This is a genomic window from Sodalis sp. C49 (assembly GCF_046352915.1).
GTDB lineage: Bacteria > Pseudomonadota > Gammaproteobacteria > Enterobacterales > Enterobacteriaceae > Acerihabitans.
The window spans coordinates 4,032,182-4,051,907 of sequence record NZ_CP163303.1; the positions used below are offsets into that span (position 1 = coordinate 4,032,182).

Genomic DNA, 19,726 nt, shown 5'->3' on the forward strand with positions numbered 1-19,726 from the left:
CGTGTCAGCAGTATCTTCACGTTGCGGTAAGCAGTATCAGTAATGGTGATTGTAGCTCAGTTGGTAGAGCCCTGGATTGTGATTCCAGTTGTCGTGGGTTCGAGCCCCATCAGTCACCCCAACATTAGTGGCCATGCGAAGGTGGCGGAATTGGTAGACGCGCTAGCTTCAGGTGTTAGTGTCTTAACGGACGTGAGGGTTCAAGTCCCTCTCTTCGCACCACAACCTTTAAGTACCCTTTTTAAGATGTTGCAGTACGGCGAGTAGCGCAGCTTGGTAGCGCAACTGGTTTGGGACCAGTGGGTCGGAGGTTCGAATCCTCTCTCGCCGACCACATTCCCGATGGTGTTGCCCAAGCGGTAGCGGGCAGGGCCAGAAAAAAGAAGAGCGGCAGGTCATCATGACCTGCCGTTTTTTGTTGTCTGTCATATACCCGCTGGTAAAATGAAAGCAAAAGGGGAACTAAAATTATGCACGCCGCCATTTTTGCCGCCTCTGAGCTGCCGCCGCTTCCAGCCGATATCGTCTCCAAGCTCAACTTGATAGCGTCCTGGCTGGCGGTTGACGATTTTTCCGCCCGGCAGGACCATTTAAGCGCCGATGCCATCATCCTGGCGGGAAATGCAGTATTAGCCACCATTGACGGCGCGTGCGCACTGGCGCGGGCCCGCCATATTCCCCTGGTTATCTCCGGCGGCATCGGCCATTCCACCTCGTTTCTCATCGCGGCGGTGGCCCAACATCCCCGTTATCAGGCCATTGAAACCGCCGCCCGGCCTGAAGCCGCCATATTGCATGAGATTGCCTGCCGATTCTGGGAATTACCTGGAAAACAGGTCGTTATGGAAACCGCGTCGCGCAATTCCGGCGAAAATGCCGGCTTTACGCGCGCCCTGCTGGAAGAACGGGGATGTACGCCGCAAGATATTATTCTTATTCAGGATCCCTTGCTGCAGCGCCGGACCGACGCCACCTTTCGCCGCTGCTGGGTTGATTCTGCCCAAAGTCCGCATTTTATTAACTGGCCGACCTGTGTCCCGCAACTGGTGAGTGACATAAACGGGACCGGCTTTACCCATGATAGCGATGGCCTCTGGCCGGTAAACCGGTTTATATCCTTGTTACTGGGCGAAATTCCCCGCCTGCGGGATGATAAACAAGGCTATGGCCCGAAAGGGAAAGATTATATCTGCCATGTGGATATTCCGAACGAGATTGAAGACGCCTGGGAATATCTGATGCATAACCAGGGGATCCCGGGTGAATGGCGCGATCGTATTGAGATTCCAACGCTCAATGGATAAGCCACGACAATTGCCGCTATATTAAGGTCAAGGATTGCAGGAAATGCGCTTTTAGCGGCGCGGCCTCCACGCCCAGGCAGATTTTTTGCAATCCGCAGCCGGCAAAAGGATCAAAGCGCGTGGCGAGCGCGGTGGTACGGCGCAAGGTCTGGCCGCGCGACAGGCCTTCGGTCACTACCCTTACCGGCGAGGTCGACACCCTGAACCAGTCGGGATTGATCAAATAGGATAGGGTCAGGGTATCATGCAGCGCCATGCCCTCGAACCCCTCGCTTTGCAAGCTGTAGTCCAGGTAGCCGCGGGAAATGGCGGTCAATACCGGCTGCCCGGTTGCGCGAATTTCCTCTCCGGTAATTAATACTTCATGGGTAACGTCCAGCGGCAGCATAACCACCGGCAGGGCGGAGGAGAGAACCTGATCCGCAGCGTGGGGATCTTTCCAGATATTAAATTCGCAGTGGGGCGTCACGTTGCCGGCATGGCCGTGGGTGCCGAAGGCGCCGCCCATGATAACCACTTCCCTCACCAGGGGAACAATCTCCGGCGCCAGGTTGATGGCGGTGGCGATATTGGTCAGCGGCCCGATGGCCACCAGGGTAATTTCGCCGGGATTGGCCTTTACGCTGTCGATAATAAAGCGGATGCCATCTTGCGCCGAGGCGTCATAGGGATTGTCAAACGCGTCACCCAATCCGTCTTTGCCGTGTATCTTGCCGCTAACAGGCGTGGGGTCAAGAGCCAGCGGACGCGAACAGCCGCGATAAATGTCGGCGCGGATCGCCATTTTGGCGCAGAATAGCCGGGCATTTTTAACCGCCTGATCCCGGGTAACATTGCCAAATACTGCGCAGACACCCAGGATTTCCATATGGCGGGCGGCGTAGGCAAGCGCAAAAGCGTCATCCACGCCAATATCGGTATCGATAATAATTTTACGCATAAACGACTCCGTCCTATGAAAAGGTGTTTTACTGTGTCTCTTCCGCATCTTCGGGTAGCGAAGGGGCCTGGGCTACCGGCAGGGAGATGTAAAAACAGGCGCCGCCTTCCGGCCGGTTGCCGGCGCGAATCTGCCCTTCATGCATTTCTATAATCGCCTTGCAGATGGCCAGCCCCAGTCCAACGCCGGGCACGGCCGATTCCTTATTGCCGCGGGCGAATTTTTCAAAAATCTTTTGTTCCTGCCCCACCGGGATGCCCGGCCCGTTGTCCCACACCTCGATTTCCAGCCGATGACGTTGTTCATAGGCCCGGATGCCCAGTTGCGCGTTGTCGCCGGCATACTTTAACGCATTCTCCAACAGGTTGGTGAACACCCGCTCCAAGAGCGCGCCGTCGGCTTTGATCAATACCAGATGGTCGGGCAACTCCAGCCTGACCTGACGCTGGGCCAGCAGCGGTTTCATGATTTTCAGCGTGCTGCCGATCACCTCCTCCAGCGCCACCCATTCGGCGCGCAGGTTAAGTCCGCCAGACTGGATGCGCGCCATATCCAGCATATTGTTGACCAGCCGGATGGTGCTCAGGGTTTGTTGCCGGATCTGGCTGGCCTGCGGCGCGTATTTCGATCCTTCCGCCGCCAGGTCAAGGGTCAAAATTTCCGACTGGCCGAACAGCACCGTCAGCGGGGTGCGCAGATCGTGGGATAGGGCCGACAACAGGGCATTGCGCAGCTCCTCGCGCTCGGCGGCCAGGCGCGCGTGTTCTTCGCTGCGGGTCAGCGCCATGCGTTCCAGCGCGCCGGCGATAAGTACCGTAAAAGTTTCCAGCATACGCTGCTGTTCGGGGATCAGCAGATGGCGCAGGTTGGCGGGTTCAATCACCAGCAGCCCGAGTGTTTTGCCGGTGGTTTTCAGCGGCAGTATCTGATAGGGCACGCCTGGCAGGGTATCGGTGCCGGCGCCGGCCGGCTGCCCTTTATCAAAACTCCAGCGGGAAATGGCGGCGTCTGGCAGGGTCGTCAGGTTGCCGGCGGCGCCAATGGCCTTCAGCTCGCCATTTTCCTGCGCCAGCAGCAGCTCGCTGCGCGCCTGTAGCGTACTGTCGATGACGCGCTGGCAGGTTTGGGCAATCTCGTCCATGCCGCGCGCGCCGCTCAGCGCCTTGGAAATTTCATAAAGATGGCGCACGCGCTGTTCCCGATAACGCGCCACGCGCGCCTGGTAACGTACCCCCGACGTCAGGTTGCCGATAATGATGCCGACGGTCAGCATCACGCCGAAAGTGAACAGGTATTGCACATCCGATACCGCCATGGTGCCGGTAGGCGCGATAAACACCATGTCGAAAATAACGATGTTCAGCACGGTCGCCACTACCGACGGCCAGCGGCCGTAGCGCAGGGCCACGATCACCACGCCGAGCAGATAGATCATCACCATATTGGTGGGATCCACGCCGGGCAGCAGCCAGTGGCCGCCGACGGTAATCAGGGCGCAGAGCGCCGCCGCCGCCAGGCAGCCGCGTAGCTGCACCCGCCATTTATCGGTAAAAGATCGGCTGTCCGCCAGCCTGCCGGGAGGATCGGCCGGCGGTTCATCCAGCGCCACGATGATCAGGTCCAGGTCGGGCCCAAGGCGGCCCAGCCGGTCGGCAAAGCTGTCCCTGCGCCAGGGTTTGGCCGGGCGGCGGCCGGTGATGATTTTTCCCAGGTTGTGCTCGCGGGCGTAGCGCAGCACCGCGTTGACCTCGCTGGGATCGGATAGGGTGGCCGTTTCCGCGCCCAATTCCTGGGCCAGCTGCAGGGTGCGCAGGATACCGCGCCGGCGCGACTCGGCCAGGCGGTGCAGCGAGGGGGTTTCCACGTAGACGGCATGCCAGACGCTGCCGAGCTTGGCCGCCAGCCTGGCCGCCGTGCGCACCAGCTTTTCGCTGCCGGTGTTATTGCCGATGCACAGCAAGATGGCGTCGCGCGTATGCCACACCTTGTCCTCGCCGCCGCTGGCGTCGCGCCAGACCCGCATCTGGTCGTCCACCCGATCGGCGGTGCGGCGCAAGGCCAGTTCGCGCAGGGCGAACAGGTTGCCTTTGCGGAAAAAATTTTCTATGGCCCGTTCGGCGCGATCGCCGATATACACCTTGCCCTCTTTTAATCGCTGGCGCAGATCGTCGGGGGGCAGATCCACCAGCACCACTTCATCCGCCGAATCGAAAAACGGGTCCGGCACGGTTTCCCGTACCCGGATGCCGGTGACGCCGCTCACCACGTCGTTCAGGCTTTCCAGATGCTGGACATTGATGGTGGTCAGCACGTCGATGCCGGCATCCAGCAGCTCGTCGACATCCTGCCAGCGCTTGGGATGGCGCGAGCCGCGCGCGTTGGTATGCGCCAGCTCGTCCATCAGGATCACCGCCGGACGCCGGGCCAGCGCGGCGTCCAGATCAAACTCCTGATGCCGGTGCCGGCCGGTGGGGCGCCGGGGCAGCACGGTCAGCCCGTCCAGCAAGGCCTCGGTTTCAGCGCGGCCGTGCGTTTCCACCACCCCCACCAGCACATCGAGCCCCTGCGCCCGCAGGCGACGGGCTTCCGTAAGCATCGACCAGGTTTTTCCCACGCCGGCGCAGGCGCCGAAATAGATTTTCAGTTTGCCGCGTTGCTTATTGGCCGCCTGCAGCAATAACGCGTCCGGGTCGGGACGCTGGGGTTCATCGTCGCTCATGGCGGTCCTTAAGACTGGGGAAGTTTATCCAGCGCTACGTTAAGTTCCAGTACGTTTACCGTCGGTTCGCCGAGAAAACCGAGCAACGGCCGCGACGTCTGGTGTTCAACCAATTGGCGCACCTGTTCCTGGGCCAGTCTACGCGCTGCCGCGACCCGAGGCACCTGCCAAAGGGCTGCCTGCGGCGAAATATGCGGATCCAGGCCGCTGCCCGATGCCGTCACCAGATCCACCGGGATGGGGCCGCCGGCCTGCGGGTTGGCCGCGCGCAGCGCCGCCACGCGTTGTTTTACCGCTTCGTCCAGCGCCGGATTGCTCGCGGCCAGATTGCTGCCCGACGAGGCCAGGGGGTTATTGGGCGTATCGCCGGTGGCCGACGGACGGCCCTGGAAATACTCGGGCCGGGTAAAATTCTGCCCGATAAGCGCGGAACCCCGCGTTTCGCCGCCGGCCTCCAGCAATGAGCCATTGGCCTGCGCGGGAAACCACCACTGCGCCAACTGGGTGGTCAATAAAGGATAAACAACGCCGGTGATAAGTGTCAGTAGCACCAGTAAAATCAAGGCGGGTCGTAATTGGCTCATGATGGTTCCTCTTAGCCCAGACCTAAAACGGTCAAAATCAAATCAATCAGCTTGATGCCGGCAAAGGGTATCAGCAGCCCGCCCATGCCGTAGATCCACAGGTTGCGGCGCAGCAGGGCGGCGGCGCCCATGGGACGGTAACTTACCCCATTCAGCGCCAGCGGGATCAGGAAGACGATCACCAGGGCGTTAAATATCACCGCCGACAAAATGGCGGAGCCGGGCGAGTGCAGATGCATTACGTTCAGCATATTTAATTGCGGATAGGTCACCGCAAAGGCGGCCGGGATGATGGCAAAATATTTGGCGACGTCGTTGGCGATACTGAACGTGGTCAGCGACCCGCGCGTCATCAGCATTTGCTTGCCGATATGCACCACTTCCAGCAGCTTGGTGGGGTTGGAGTCCAGGTCGACCATATTGCCCGCCTCTTTTGCCGCCTGGGTACCGGAATTCATCGCCACCGCCACATCCGCCTGCGCCAGCGCCGGCGCATCGTTGGTGCCGTCGCCGGTCATGGCCACCAGCCGTCCCTCGGCCTGATATTGGCGAATCAAGGCCAGCTTGGCCTCGGGCGTCGCTTCGGAGAGAAAATCGTCCACCCCGGCCTCGGCCGCGATGGCGGCGGCGGTCAGCGGATTATCGCCGGTCACCATCACGGTCTTGATGCCCATCTTGCGCAGTTCGGCAAAACGTTCTTTTATGCCGCCCTTAACAATGTCCTTCAGGGCCACAACACCCAGAACGCGCGCATCTTCCGCCACCACCAGCGGCGTGCCGCCGCTGCGCGCCACCTCTTCCACCAGGCTGCTGACCCCGGCGGGAAAACGGCCGCCGTTGCTTTCGATATGGCGGCGAATGGAATCCACCGCCCCTTTACGGATCATGCGCTGCTGGATATTGACGCCGCTCATGCGCGTCTGGGCCGAGAACGGGATAAAGGTGGCGTCCAGGCTCTGTAAATTGCGTTCGCGCAGATTAAATTTCTGCTTGGCGAGCACCACGATACTGCGGCCTTCCGGCGTTTCATCGGCAAGCGACGCCAGCTGGGCCGCGTCCGCCAGCGCTTCTTCGCTGACGCCGGGGGCGGGCATAAAGCGGGTGGCCTGACGGTTGCCAAGCGTAATGGTGCCGGTTTTATCCAGCAGCAGGACATCGATATCGCCGGCCGCCTCCACCGCGCGCCCACTGGTGGCGATAACGTTGGCCGCCAGCATCCGGCTCATCCCGGCCACGCCGATGGCCGACAGCAGGCCGCCGATGGTGGTGGGGATCAGGCAGACCAGCAGGGCCACCAGCACCGTGATGCTCACCGGCGCGCCGCCCCAGGCCGAGAACGGATACAGCGTCGCCGTCGCCAGCAGGAACACAATGGTCAGCGCCACCAGCAGGATGGTCAGGGCGATTTCATTGGGGGTTTTACGCCGCTTGGCCCCCTCTACCATGGCAATCATGCGATCCAGGAAAGTTTCGCCGGGATTGGCGCTGCATGTTATCACCAGCCAGTCGGACAGAATGCGCGTCCCGCCGGTCACCGAGGCGAAGTCGCCGCCGGACTCGCGGATCACCGGCGCGGATTCACCGGTAATGGCGCTTTCATCCACGGACGCGCCCCCTTCAATCACTTCGCCGTCGCAGGGGATAATATCCCCAGCCTCGGCCAACACCACATCACCCTTGCGCAACGCGTCGGCGGCCACTTTGCTGGTGGCGGCGCCGTAACGCGGCTCGGCGAGCTTTTTCGCCCAGCTGGTTTTTTTCACGCCTTTCAGGCTTTCCGCCTGGGCCTTGCTGCGCCCTTCCGCCAGCGCCTCGGCAAAATTGGCGAACAACACGGTAAACCACAGCCAGAGCGAAACATGGGCGGTAAAACCGACATTCCCTGCGGTCAGTCCCGCCGCCATGCCTGCCGCCAGCAGCAGCGTCAGGATACTGCCCAGGTACACGACAAACATCACCGGATTGCGAAACTGCACGCGCGGATCCAGCTTTTTAAACGCATCCGCAAGAGCGACGCGCATCAGCGCTCCGTCAAACAGCGCTTTTTGATTACGACTCATGGCTTCAAACTCCCGCGATTAATGACCAAGCAGTTGCAAATGTTCCGCCACCGGGCCAAGCGCCAGCGCGGGGATAAAGTTAAGCGCGCCGACCAACAGCACCGAGCCGATGACCAGGGAAATAAACAGCGGGCCGTGGGTGGGCAACGTGCCGCTGCCGACCGGCTGCACCTTCTTGATCGCCAGCGAGCCGGCAATCGCCATCACCGGCACAATCACCGCGAAACGGCCCAGCAGCATGGCGACCGCCAGCAGCAGGTTCCAGAACGGGGTGTTGGCGCTCAGGCCGGCGAAGGCGCTGCCGTTGTTATTCGCGGCGGAGGACACGGCGTAGAGCACCTCGCTAAAGCCGTGCGCGCCGGGATTGAACATGCCGGCGCGCCCGGCTTCGGTCATCATGGCCAGCGCGGTGCCCAGCAGCGACAGGGCGGGGGTAATAAGGATGGCGATGGCGGTCATTTTCATTTCCCACACTTCGATCTTTTTACCCAGGTATTCCGGAGTACGGCCGATCATCAACCCGGCGATAAACACCGCCAGCAGCACAAACAGCAGCATGCCGTACAGGCCCGAGCCGACGCCGCCGAATATCACCTCGCCGATTTGCATCAGCCACATCGGCATCATGCCGCCGAGCGCGGTAAAGGAATCGTGCATGGCGTTAACCGCCCCGCAGGAGGCCGATGTGGTGATCACCGCGAACAGGCTGGAATTAAGGATGCCGAAACGGCTTTCCTTGCCTTCCATGTTGATGGCGCTGTCCGCCCCGAATTGCAGGAAGTGCTGGTTGCCGTTCAGCTCCGCCCACATCACCACCGCTACCGCGGCGATAAACATCAGCGACATGGCCCAGAGCAAGGCATGGCCCTGGCGATGGTCGCGCACGACATTGCCGAAGGCAAAGCACAGCGCCGCCGGAATGAGGAAGATGGCAATCATCTGGATAAAATTAGTGATGTAATTCGGGTTTTCAAACGGATGGGCGGAGTTAACGTTAAAGAAGCCGCCGCCGTTGGTGCCGAGCATTTTTATCGCTTCCTGCGACGCTACCGGCCCCATCGGCAACGTTTGCTTGGCGCCCTCAAGCGTCGTCAGGCTGAGATAATCACTGAAATTTTGCAGGGTGCCCTGGCTGATGCTGATCAGGGCGATCAGCAGCGCCAGCGGCAGCAGGATATAAAGCGTGATGCGCGCCATATCGCGCCAGGCGTTGCCGAGCGTGGCCACCGACCGGTTGGCAAACCCCCTGATCAGCGCAAACGCCACGGCGATGCCGGTGGCCGCCGACAGGAAGTTCTGCACGGTTAAACCCACCATCTGGCTAAAATAGCTCATGGTGCTTTCGCCGGCGTAGGACTGCCAGTTGGTATTAGTGACGAAGCTGATGGCGGTATTCAGCGCCAGATGCCAGGAGAGGGCCGGCAAATGCTGCGGGTTTAACGGCAGGCGATCCTGGAGCATTAACATCGCCAGCAATAGGATAATGCCGAGCACATTGAACAATAAAATGGCCAACAGGTAGCCGCGCCAGTTCATGTCCTGTTTATACACGCCGCACAATCGCCATAACCGGCGCTCAATGCCGGCGAAACCGGGCGCGGGCCGATCGTTAATGAATCTGCTCAGCCCTAGCCCCAAAGGGCGCGCCAGGATCAGCAGCACGGCCATATAGCTGAAAATCAACAAAAACGCGCTGGAAGCCATCAGAATTCCTCCGCGTTAATCAGGGCATAAACCAAATAGCCCAACAGTAAAAACACCAGCACGATACCGGTTATCAAAGCCATACCCACAGTGCACCTCCAGAGGAAATTCTCAGGTGCTGCGAGTGTAAATTTTTGTCTGAAAAGTTAATGTAAAATTACTCCTGCCGGGTGTAAAAATTTTATAAAAATAGCGCAAATGCCGCGGCAGGTTTTGTAGATGGTTTAATTCCAGAAATGTATATAAAAAATTTATAGCCCGGCCCTTTATTTTTATAAAGGTTTTATAGTTGCTTGGTTATATTGGCTTTATCAGGAACGCGTAAGGCAAGACGAATAACCAGCTCAATAGATATTTGCCTGGTTAACGATATTCGACGGCGCGTCTATAACGTATTGAGAATATGTCCGGCAGCGGTAAGAGGTCGACAAGAAAATGAAATATATCGTCGTTAATATACTGTTGTTTTTAGCCTGCCTGCTGGCATCCGGTCTGCTATGGGCGGTGTCGCCGGTGCCCGCGCCGGCGCAGAGGCCGGCGAGCGGCGATTTTTCGCCGCAACAACAGGCGGAGATTGAACATATCGTGGAAAACTATTTAGTCGCCCATCCGGACATCCTGGCAAAAATGAACCCGCCGCCGGTCAGCCCGGGTGGCTGCCGGCCAGTGCGTTGAGCCGGCATGGTGGCGATGTGGGGCGCCGTCTACCCGCGCCGGGCGGCGGAGGCCATCGCCCGGGGATTATCCATTATTGCGGGTAGGGCACCCAGCCGCCGCCATTGAGGCGGATATACACTTTGCCCTGGTATTCCATCACCACCGCGTTTTCATTTTCCGCCACCTTGGGGGTGGTGGGCAGATTGGCGCCTAACGCCGGCCAGTCCAGGAGGGACGTGGTGAAGACCTTGCCGTCCACCGAACGGGCCACCAGTTCGGAAATGGCCAGATAGCTGCTGGGGGCGGTGATGTTCAGCGCCTGGGCCGGATGCGGCGCGCGCGTGCCGAAGAATTTTACGCCGACCGGAATATGGGTAATGGCGGGGCTGGGAATATCGCGCAGGCCGGAGATCTGCATTTTATCGCCAACAAGCCCGGCGCCGTGTTCCGGCACCACGATCAGCATCACCCGGCGGCCGGATTTATCCAACTGGTCCATAAAGGCGTTGAGCTGGGAAAGCAGGGTTTGCGCGCGTGTACGGTAATCGGCGCCTTTGGCTGCGCCGACAAAACGATTGCCGTCGTGCAACGCGATCAGGTTAAAAAATGTCGCGCTGCGCCCGGTGGCCGCCCGGGACTGGTTTGCCAGCCAGCGGGCCATCAGTTGCCCATCGTCAAAAATAGGCTCGCCGTCGAAGGAGGCCAGTTCATGACCCAGGCCCGCCTGCGACATGATAGGCGCCTGCATATCAGCGTCCTGGCGCAGGTTGCCGATGTAATTACCGAAGACGCCGCTATGATCCATCGCCAGCTGTTCGCCAAAGCCCAGTTTCGCCAGGTTGTCGAACAGATAGCATTGCCGGGCGGCGGGTTGGTACAAATCATGATGGGACGTTTGACCACAGCTGGCGCGCAGCAGACGAATTGACGCCGGGCCGCTGTAGGCGGTGGCGGAGTTGAAGTCGGTGAACAGCAGGTCAAATCGCGACCACAGCGGGGACGCGGACAGCTGGGCGGCATCCAGATCCGACCAGGCCAGGGAACAGATATTGATCACCAGTAAATCAAACGGCTGGGCATCGGGGGGCAGCGTCTGCGGGAACGGCGTTTGCCTGGCCTGCTCGCGCTGATAAAATTGCTGCAGGTAGGCATCGAGATTGGCGTTGGTCGGCGGGCCGCTGACCGTATTGGGCAGGTTTTGCGCCGGCGCCGTTTCCTGCGCGCGCTGGGCGACGGGAGCGGGCGTGGCGGCCGCGGGCGGCGCCTGGGTCAGCCCCGGGGGCAACAGCAGGCTCAGGTTGAGCCACAGCAGGCCCGCCACCGTGAAGGTGGTAATGCGCAGCCATTGCGCCACAAACAGATACCCTACCAATAGCACGAAGGCGACGCCAATCCATCGCCAGTTGATAAACCGATCGGCCAATTCCAGCAAATAGTCGATGCTAAAGCCGCTGACATCCGCGCCCTGATGGAGAATGGAACGCCAGCCCGGCAGCCAGGTATCATGGTAAAACAAGGCCAGGCCAAACGGCAGCGCCAGCCATTGGCGCCAGCGGTGCAGACGCGCCGTGGGCAGGGGAAACAGCAGACAGGCGGCGAAAAACAGGTTGGCCAGCGCGTCGACATGCAAATAGCCCAGCCAGAGCAGGATAAATTTCAGTAAAAAATAATAATTCCAGCCACCCAGTCCGCGCCAGGTGTGCCCGTTCTGAAAAACGGAGGTGTTAACGCGCGGGTTATTCATCATGTGCCGGCTTATCCGCCGTTGACCGGTGGTTTATTTTTATCGCCAGGTGGGTTTTGACATGGCTTGCCCTGATCGGACGCAGATAGCGGGGGGATAAAAACCATGCATTAAAGCGATTACGCCACAGCGGCAAATATTTATGCGCCATAAACCCGAGCGGGATAAATATCACCGCCGCCAAGCAGAACATTTGCAGGATATCGACGATGTTCATTGTCCGTAGCCTTTATTATTGCGCGGGGGTGAAAACGAAGGCGGTAATGGCTTGCCGTCCAGTTGCACGATGAGGGGTACGGGTAGCCGGCGTCTTTTACCCGGCGGCGCGTCCCGGGACGGCTCGGCGGCGGCGGGCGGCGGCTCAGGCGGCACGGCCAGCCCCGACAGGCGGCGAACCTCCGCCTGGATGGCATTATCCTGATACCACAGGGTGCGGTTTTGGAACATGTCGGCGGCAGGCAGGCTGAATAAGAAATTAAGCACGCTATCCACATCGCTGGTCTGGCAGTTGGATAAAAACAAATACAGATGGCTGTCGGTGAGGGTAAGCACGTCGCCGTCGCGGCGCAGATGGCACAACGACATGGCCTGCTGCGGGCTGATGCCGCCGACCGGGCGCAGGGCAAGCAGTACGCCGCGGGTTTCTACCGCAAGGGTAGGCTGTCCCAGGATGGATTGCATCACCTCGCAAAATACCGGCAGCGGCAAAAAACCTTTGTGGCGGTCGGGCAGCCGCCCTTGCAGCAATAATTCAATATTTTCCGGTACATAGCGATTAAACGTGCCTTGCTGGATGTCGTCCAGCAGCGTCAGGAAGCTGGATAGCCTCGCCGCGTGCGGCACGATTAAATTAGCGCCGCAGGCCTGTAATAAGCGTTGATCGATATAGCGCAGGGCGGGGTACATTTCCCTGACGACAATTTTGAGCGCGTTGCCGCGCCGGATACGCAGGAGATGAATTTGCCGGGCCAGCGTTTCAATCTGGTCGTTGGCGCTGAGGGCAAAAATCAGCGTGGCGGCGCGTGCGCGCAGGCCACGGTCCACCAGGCGCTGGTTGTCGGCAAAAATAAACCACTTATCCGATAAGGGCGGCGCGCCTTCCAAAATACTGTTTTCCGCAAGATACATCCATTGATCGTCACTGTGGTTATTAATATGTTGCGCGGATGCCGGAGAGGCCGCTATTTCCCAGCCGGGACTGCGCGGCTGTAAAGCGTACGCGGTATTTGCTTCCACGCCGAATTGATTGTGCCACCAGGACATTACATATTGCGGTGGGTAATGGGCTGAATTTAGCGTAGCCAATCCATATAATACGCGGTTTTGGACATATAAACGCGGAATGAGGGCATGAATTCCCTTGCCATAACAGAGAATGAGCATAGCGCAATTCTGGCGCGCGCATTGGCTGGCAATTTCAAGCAGCCACTGGTTAAAATCATTTGGCGCCAGATCATTCCCTGCCGCGGCGGTCAACATAAATATCAACAGTTGATTTTTGATCTGCGGCAGGCGACTGATATCAACCGGCAAGTCGGTTAACGCTTTTTTCCCTGCCGCCTGATGATAATAATGGGTTTTATCCTCGGCTGATAATAAACGGACGATCAGGGCATGTTCAGGCGGCAATGTCGAGGTGCAGGGGAGGGACGTGGGGTTATCTTTCTGATATATAACTGAAATTATTACATCTGGCCGCTGTGCGTCCACCACTTGCCCGCACAGCTCATAGGCGGCCGGCTCGGTATCGGTATTGACCCAGTACAGCCCCCGGGGTTGCATTAAAGACGTATCATCCCAACAATTTTTTATGCCAAAAGGAAAAGACAGTGCCATTTTTATCTGCTTGCAGTAGGTGTAAAAGCAACGGGATTGAAAGTCTTTAAAGTGTGCTTGGGCCGGCATCGAATACTGGAGTATAATAAATATTACCATTCTGGAATGAAATGACCAGTTAATTAGCTACATCAGAACCCTATTTTACGCTGATTTAATTTTTGCTGGATTAATGCCAAACCCAGGTAATGGCACCGTATAAAGGAAAATAAAACTGGATAGCATAGACCCTGGCGCGGCAGCGCATGATGAGAGTGATGATTTTGCTGTGTTAAGTCACCTCTTTTCCCTGCCGGAATTAAATTATGTCGATATAACCCGGGCGGAAAAAATTCCGCTGATGATGTCGCGCTGGCCGCTATTGGCCGAATTGGCCGGCGTGGCGTATGACGCATCCCAGGCGGAAGCTTCATGAAGCCTGCCGTGGCCATGGTTTACCGTTCTTGCGGAGTCATATCATGCCGGTCATAGCCCTGCGGGGTATCCGGGGCGCGACGGGCACGACATCGGTGGCCGCCGGCCTGAGCTGGGCGCTGGCCCAATTGGGCGAGAACGTATTGGCAATTGATTTTTCACCGGATAACCTGTTGCGCCTGCATTTCGCCATGCCTTTTTCCGCCCCGCGCGGTTGGGCCAGCGCCGTGCAGGCCGGCGCCGGCTGGCAGCATGGCGCCATGCGCTATAGCCAACTGCTCGATTTTCTGCCCTTCGGCCGGCTGGCCGACGGGACGCAGGCGTTGGACTCATTGACCGACTGGCGGGAGAACATTGCCCAATTGAAATCCCTGTCGGCCTATCATTGGATCGTGCTGGACGTCCCCGCCGGCGAGTCTGCCCTGGCGACCCAGGCGGTATCCCTGGCCGACGGCGTGTTTACCCTCCTGCAGGCCGACGCCCAGTGCCATGTGCGCCTGCATCAGCAATCCTTGCCCCGGCATGCTCATTATGTGGTTAACCAATTTGTTCCCGCCAGCGCCTTGCAGCAGGACCTGCTGCTGCTCTGGCAGCAAAGCCTGCCGAACTTGCTGCCGGTGGTATTGCATCGCGACGAGGCGATGGCGGAGTCCCTGGCGGCGCTGCAACCGGTGGGCGCATTTATGCCGCACAGCAAAATCAGCCAGGAGCTGACTACTCTGGCCAATTGGTGCCTGATCCATTTGCGCAACGGTGAACAATGAATTCCCGGCGGCCCGGCGTCCTGTCGGTGTTCTTGCCGCCGCCGGTGCATTCGGCGCTGCGTGACCGCTACCGTGGCTACCGCCGGGCGGGCGCTTCCCGGCCGGCCGCGGCGCTGATGATGGTTTGCGTGATTGCCGGCTGGCTGTTGCTGCGGTTCGAAACGCCGGCCTGGCAACGCATCCGTCGCCAGCGCGGGCGCTGGTATCCCCATGTTTCCGCCGCGCGTCCCCGCCCGCTCGATCTGGTCCGCTATGTGCTGCAAACGCTGTGGCTATTGCTGATTATGCCCGCCGGGGGCGTGCGCCAGCGGGCGCTTTATGGCGATATTTCCCGGCGCTGGCGGGCGCGTTTGCGCCGCCGGCTGCGTACTGTGGCCGGGCGCCGGGCGCCTGCCGCGCGGATTGCCGCCGCGCCGGTTGCAAGCGCGCGTCTGCGCCGCCTGTTAAGCCGCGCGTTAATGATCCTGGCCGGGCTTGTCGCGGCGGTGCTGGCCGGTTTTTGCATTTCCCAGCCCTTCGGCTATCTGGCGCAGTTTGTGTTTGTGATGCTGTTGTGGGGCATCGCGATGATCGTGCGCGATATGGCGGGGCGCTTCCCGGCCCTGATGCTGATTGTTTTGTCGTTAACCGTGTCATGCCGGTATCTGTGGTGGCGCTATACCGCCACGCTGAACTGGAGCGATCCGGTGAGCCTGGTATGGGGGTTGCTGTTGCTTGGCGCGGAGACGTATTCCTGGACGGTGCTGGTGCTGGGCTATTTCCAGACCCTGTGGCCGCTTAATCGCCAGCCGACGCCCATGCCGGCGGATATCGCCAGCTGGCCGACCATTGATGTGCTGATCCCCACCTATAACGAAGCCCTCAGCGTGGTGAAACCCACGCTGTATTCGGCTCTCGGCATCGACTGGCCGAAAGAGAAAATCACCCTGTATCTGCTTGATGACGGTAACCGTGCGGAATTCGCCGAGTTTGCCCGGGAAATCGGCGTGGAATATATCGCCCGGCCTCGTCATGAACACGCCAAGGCGGGCAATATCAACTACGCGCTCCAACAGGCCAAAGGCGAGCTGGTGGCTATTTTTGACTGCGATCATGTGCCGACGCGCTCGTTCCTGCAACTGACCGTCGGCTGGTTTTTCAAGGACGCGCGCCTGGGCATGCTGCAAACGCCCCATCACTTTTTTTCGCCGGACCCTTTTGAGCGCAACCTGGGTCGTGTACGCCGCACGCCGCACGAGGGAAAGCTGTTTTACGGCCTGGTACAGGACGGCAACGACCTGTGGGACGCCAGTTTCTTCTGCGGCTCCTGCGCGGTATTGCGCCGCTCTGCGCTGGATGAGATCGGCGGTATTGCGGTGGAAACCGTCACCGAGGACGCCCATACGTCGCTGCGGATGCACCGGCATGGCTACAGTTCAGCCTACATCCGTATTCCGCAGGCCGCCGGCCTGGCAACCGAAAGCCTGTCGGCGCATATCAGCCAGCGCATTCGCTGGGCGCGGGGCATGGTGCAGATTTTCCGCATCGATAACCCGCTGCTCGGCAAAGGGCTGAAACTGGCGCAGCGTTTATGTTACGCCAACGCCATGCTGCATTTCCTGGCGGGCATCCCCCGGCTGATATTCCTGACCGCGCCGCTGGCGTTTCTGCTGCTGCATGCCTATATCATCTACGCGCCGGCCGTCGCCATCGCCCTGTATGTTTTGCCCCATATGGTCCATGCCAGCCTGACGACCTCCCGGGTGCAGGGCAAGTACCGCCACTCGTTCTGGAGCGAGATCTACGAAACGGTGCTGGCCTGGTATATCGCGCGGCCGACCACCATGGCGCTGCTCAATCCCTACGCCGGCACGTTTAACGTCACCGCCAAGGGCCGCCTGAACGATCAATCCTATATCGACTGGACAATCACCCGTCCCTATCTGGTGCTGATGCTGCTGAACGTCGCCGGGCTGGCGGCCGGCGCCTGGCGCCTGACCTATAGCCGCGGCGACGAACTGCTGACCGTGGTGATAAGCCTTGCCTGGGTGCTGTACAACCTGATTATTCTTGGCGGCGCCATTGCCGTGGCCTTCGAGGCTAAACAGATTCGCGCGGCGCACCGGGTGGATACCGTGCTGCCGGCGGCGATCGCCACCCGGGACGGCCATGTGCACGGCTGCGTCATGCACAATTTTTCGGACAGCGGCGCGGGGCTTGAGATGCACACCTGCGATGTATTGCAGCCCGGTCAGGATATCACCCTGCTGCTCAGCCGCGGACGGCAGGAGTATGCCTTTCCCTGCCGCGTTAGCCGCGCGGGCGGCCGCCAGGCCGGCATCCAGCTGGCACCCCTGACGCTTCAGCAGCATGTGGATTTTATCCAGTGTACCTTTGCCCGCGCCGACAGCTGGGTGGTGCGCGGCGATAGCTTTCCGGAGGACAAGCCGCTGGAAAGCCTGGGCGAAGTGCTGGCCCTCGGCGCGCGCGGCTATCTGCGCATGCTGGATATCGCGCCGCCGGCGCTGCGTCCGCTAATCGTCCTTATTTTTAACGCCGGTGGCTGGATCGCTTCTTTCCTGCCACGCAATCCCCCGCGGCCCGTCCGCAGCGATGAAACCCCTCAATGATGACTAACCGATGAAAAACCTGATATGGACTTTGCTCACCGTCGCGCTATTCGCCAGCGCGGCGCCGGTATCCGGCGCCGGCGGCCCGGCAGAGGCGGCGCCCCCGGCGTTGACGTTAAACGGGGCCGCAACCGGGACGCGGGATGAGCAGGCGCCTGCGCCCGATGCGGCTTTCCGCGGGCCGGATGCGCCGATGCCAGGCGCCCCGGTGCGCGACATCACGCTGCCCTTTGCCGTCATCGCGCCGCCGCCCGGCACCATGACCCTGCGCGGCATCCAGCCTAACGGCCAGGTTGAATTCGGCGTGCGCGGCGATGAGGTGGTTACCCAGGCGATGCTGAATTTACACTATACGCCGTCGCCGTCGCTTATCCCGGTGCAGTCGCATCTGAAGGTTTATCTTAACGATCAGCTGATGGCGGTGCAGGCTATCGGTCAGCAGCAGTTGGGCAAGGAAAACCAGGTACAGGTACCCATAGATCCGCGCTATATCACCGATTTTAATCGTATCCGGCTGGAGTTTGTCGGCCACTACCAGAATATCTGCGAGAATCCGGCCAATACCACCCTGTGGCTGGAGATCGGCAAAGGCAGCTCGCTGGCGCTGCGCTATCAAACACTGCCGCTGAAGAATGATTTATCGCGTTTCCCCATGCCGTTTTTCGATGCGCGCGATACCGGGCCGCTGACGCTGCCGATGGTCTTTGCCGCCGCGCCGGATGCGGGCCAGCAGCAGGCCGCGGCGATGTTGGCCTCCTGGTTCGGCGTCAGGGCGCAATGGCGCGGCCAGACGTTCCCGGTGTTGTACAATCGCGAGCCCGATCGCCATGCGGTGGTGTTCGCCACCAACGCCGGCCGGCCGGATTTCCTGCGTGATATGCCGCCGGCCACCGGCCCGGCGGTGGCGATGGTCAGCCCGCGCGATAATCCTTTTATTAAACTGCTGCTGATAACCGGGCGCGATGATGCGGATCTGCTTACGGCGGTGAAAGGCATTGCGCAGGGCAACATGCTGTTTCGCGGGCAGGCGGTGGCGGTGGAAAGCGTGGAGCAGCTTCAGCCGCGCCAGCCCTATGACGCGCCCAACTGGGTCCGCACCGACCGGCCGATGAATTTTGGCGAGCTTAAGCAGTACCCCGAACAGCTGCAGGCGGACGGGATCGTGCCCACGCCCATTAGCCTGAATATGAACCTGCCGCCCGATCTGTTTTTGATCAACAGCCAGGGTATCGATATGCGTTTGCGCTACCGCTACACCTCGCCCCAGCTGAAAAATACCTCGCGGCTGAGCGTCAGCCTGAATAATCAGTTTGTGCAGGACTTTATCCTGCTGCCCGGCCATGACGACGGTCCGCAGCTGCTGCACCTGTCGCTGTTGCGGGGCCTGCTGGCCGATCACCGGGACTTGATGATTCCGGCGCTGAAGCTTGGCGCGGTTAACCAGATCCGTTTTGCTTTCGACTATACCTCGCTATTGGCCGGCGGCGCGGAGGGGCGTTGTGAAACCTACACCACGGTGCCCAATCATGTGGTGATCGACGACAGTTCGACTATCGATTTTTCCGGCTACCGGCATTTTATGGCGATGCCGGACCTGCGCGCTTTCGCCAACGCGGGTTATCCCTTCAGCCGCCTGGCCGACCTGTCCCAGACGCTGGTGCTGGTGCCGCCGAAACCGCAGCCGCTACAGTTGACCACCCTGCTGAACACGCTGGGTAATATCGGCGCGCTAACCGGTTATCCGGCCCTGGGCATGCGCCTGAGCGAGGACGGGTCGCAGGTGAGCGCCGTCGATGCCGATATTTTGCTGATAGGTGATCTGCCCGCGGTCTTGCGAAACGACGGCATGCGCGACGGCAAAAAAGCCCAGTTGCTGCTGGCCGCCACCCGCGATTGGATCAACCAGCCGGTGCGCCAGGCGGCGCTGCCGGACAATACCACGCCGGACGTGGACGCCCTGGCCGATACCAGTACCCAGATCGCCGCGCAGGGATCCATCGCCGCCGTGGTCGGCCTGCAGTCGCCTTACTTCAATCAGCGCAGCATCGTGGCGCTGCTGGCGAAGGGACCGGACGGCAACGCCCTGCTTAACAATGCCATGGCGGATAATCTGCAAAAGGCGCGGGTTTTCGGTTCGGTGGCGCTTATCCGCGATTCCGGCGTCAACAGCCTGAAGGTGGGCGATACCTATTACGTCGGTCATTTGCCCTGGTGGGAACGTGTCTGGAATGCCCTGGCCCATCATCCGGTAATACTGGCGCTGATGGCGGTGATCGCCGTGGTGCTGGCCGCCATGGTGCTCTGGTGTGGTTTACGCGCCCTCAGCCGCCGTCGTTTATCCGCGGGCGACGGGGAATAACGCATGCCCACCGTTCGTTTTATCGCGCCATG

General features: G+C 60.1%; 15 protein-coding genes and 3 tRNA genes. 9 read left to right on the forward strand and 9 right to left on the reverse strand.

Annotated features, from left to right (window positions below; translation table 11 throughout):
- Positions 1-45 precede the first annotated feature (45 nt).
- From ABUK12_RS18100 to ABUK12_RS18115, 4 genes are all read left to right on the forward strand, one after another.
- Positions 46-121: transfer RNA gene (locus tag ABUK12_RS18100), tRNA-His, on the forward strand.
- Between the two features lie 14 nt (positions 122-135).
- Positions 136-222: transfer RNA gene (locus tag ABUK12_RS18105), tRNA-Leu, on the forward strand.
- A 35-nt stretch (positions 223-257) separates the two neighbouring features.
- Positions 258-334: transfer RNA gene (locus tag ABUK12_RS18110), tRNA-Pro, on the forward strand.
- Between the two features lie 136 nt (positions 335-470).
- On the forward strand, positions 471-1,304 hold the full coding sequence (locus ABUK12_RS18115; RefSeq protein WP_410013143.1) for a YdcF family protein: 834 nt from the start codon (positions 471-473) through the stop codon (positions 1,302-1,304).
- 16 nt (positions 1,305-1,320) lie between these two features.
- On the opposite strand, the gene ABUK12_RS18120 is transcribed toward ABUK12_RS18115, so the two are convergent.
- The 6 genes from ABUK12_RS18120 to kdpF are packed head-to-tail and all read right to left on the reverse strand — an operon-like array spanning position 1,321 to position 9,394.
- The gene (locus ABUK12_RS18120; RefSeq protein WP_410013144.1) at positions 1,321-2,244 is read right to left on the reverse strand and encodes a nucleoside hydrolase; all 924 of its coding nucleotides are present in this window, start codon (positions 2,242-2,244) and stop codon (positions 1,321-1,323) included.
- A gap of 28 nt (positions 2,245-2,272) precedes the next feature.
- A complete protein-coding gene (kdpD, locus tag ABUK12_RS18125) occupies positions 2,273-4,963 on the reverse strand; it encodes a two-component system sensor histidine kinase KdpD (RefSeq protein WP_410013145.1) in 2,691 nt (896 codons plus the stop codon).
- Between the two features lie 8 nt (positions 4,964-4,971).
- A complete protein-coding gene (gene kdpC, locus ABUK12_RS18130) occupies positions 4,972-5,547 on the reverse strand; it encodes a potassium-transporting ATPase subunit KdpC (protein WP_410013146.1) in 576 nt (191 codons plus the stop codon).
- A gap of 11 nt (positions 5,548-5,558) precedes the next feature.
- Complete coding sequence (kdpB, locus tag ABUK12_RS18135) at positions 5,559-7,607, reverse strand: potassium-transporting ATPase subunit KdpB (RefSeq protein ID WP_410013147.1); 2,049 nt, start codon at positions 7,605-7,607, stop codon at positions 5,559-5,561.
- An 18-nt stretch (positions 7,608-7,625) separates the two neighbouring features.
- The gene (gene kdpA / locus ABUK12_RS18140) at positions 7,626-9,311 is read right to left on the reverse strand and encodes a potassium-transporting ATPase subunit KdpA (protein ID WP_410013148.1); all 1,686 of its coding nucleotides are present in this window, start codon (positions 9,309-9,311) and stop codon (positions 7,626-7,628) included.
- Entirely contained in the window at positions 9,311-9,394 is an 84-nt protein-coding gene (gene kdpF / locus ABUK12_RS18145; RefSeq protein ID WP_410016701.1) for a K(+)-transporting ATPase subunit F, read from the reverse strand. The genes kdpA and kdpF overlap by 1 nt, the downstream gene beginning before the upstream one ends.
- 352 nt (positions 9,395-9,746) lie before the next feature.
- On the opposite strand from kdpF, the gene ABUK12_RS18150 reads away from it, so the two are divergent.
- Positions 9,747-9,986, forward strand: coding sequence for a hypothetical protein (locus tag ABUK12_RS18150; protein ID WP_410013149.1), 240 nt, complete (start codon positions 9,747-9,749; stop codon positions 9,984-9,986).
- A gap of 73 nt (positions 9,987-10,059) precedes the next feature.
- Here ABUK12_RS18150 and bcsG read toward each other — a convergent pair whose 3' ends face one another.
- From bcsG to bcsE, 3 genes are read right to left on the reverse strand one after another with little or no spacing between them, the layout of a single operon-like run.
- Positions 10,060-11,712, reverse strand: coding sequence for a cellulose biosynthesis protein BcsG (gene bcsG / locus ABUK12_RS18155; protein WP_410016702.1), 1,653 nt, complete (start codon positions 11,710-11,712; stop codon positions 10,060-10,062).
- Positions 11,705-11,929 (reverse strand): cellulose biosynthesis protein BcsF, encoded by a 225-nt coding sequence (gene bcsF, locus ABUK12_RS18160; protein WP_410013150.1) that lies wholly within the window; start codon positions 11,927-11,929, stop codon positions 11,705-11,707. Before bcsF ends, bcsG begins: the two co-directional genes overlap by 8 nt.
- Positions 11,926-13,647 (reverse strand): cellulose biosynthesis protein BcsE, encoded by a 1,722-nt coding sequence (gene bcsE, locus ABUK12_RS18165; RefSeq protein WP_410013151.1) that lies wholly within the window; start codon positions 13,645-13,647, stop codon positions 11,926-11,928. Before bcsE ends, bcsF begins: the two co-directional genes overlap by 4 nt.
- A 109-nt stretch (positions 13,648-13,756) precedes the next feature.
- On the opposite strand from bcsE, the gene bcsR reads away from it, so the two are divergent.
- The 4 genes from bcsR to bcsB are packed head-to-tail and all read left to right on the forward strand — an operon-like array spanning position 13,757 to position 19,694.
- On the forward strand, positions 13,757-13,963 hold the full coding sequence (gene bcsR, locus ABUK12_RS18170) for a cellulose biosynthesis protein BcsR (protein ID WP_410016703.1): 207 nt from the start codon (positions 13,757-13,759) through the stop codon (positions 13,961-13,963).
- A gap of 43 nt (positions 13,964-14,006) precedes the next feature.
- Entirely contained in the window at positions 14,007-14,726 is a 720-nt protein-coding gene (bcsQ, locus tag ABUK12_RS18175) for a cellulose biosynthesis protein BcsQ (RefSeq protein ID WP_410013152.1), read from the forward strand.
- Positions 14,723-17,335: a UDP-forming cellulose synthase catalytic subunit gene (gene bcsA, locus ABUK12_RS18180; RefSeq protein ID WP_410013153.1), complete on the forward strand. Its 2,613-nt coding sequence runs from the start codon at positions 14,723-14,725 to the stop codon at positions 17,333-17,335. The genes bcsQ and bcsA overlap by 4 nt, the downstream gene beginning before the upstream one ends.
- A gap of 10 nt (positions 17,336-17,345) precedes the next feature.
- Positions 17,346-19,694: a cellulose biosynthesis cyclic di-GMP-binding regulatory protein BcsB gene (bcsB, locus tag ABUK12_RS18185; RefSeq protein WP_410013154.1), complete on the forward strand. Its 2,349-nt coding sequence runs from the start codon at positions 17,346-17,348 to the stop codon at positions 19,692-19,694.
- The last annotated feature ends 32 nt before the right edge of the window (positions 19,695-19,726 follow it).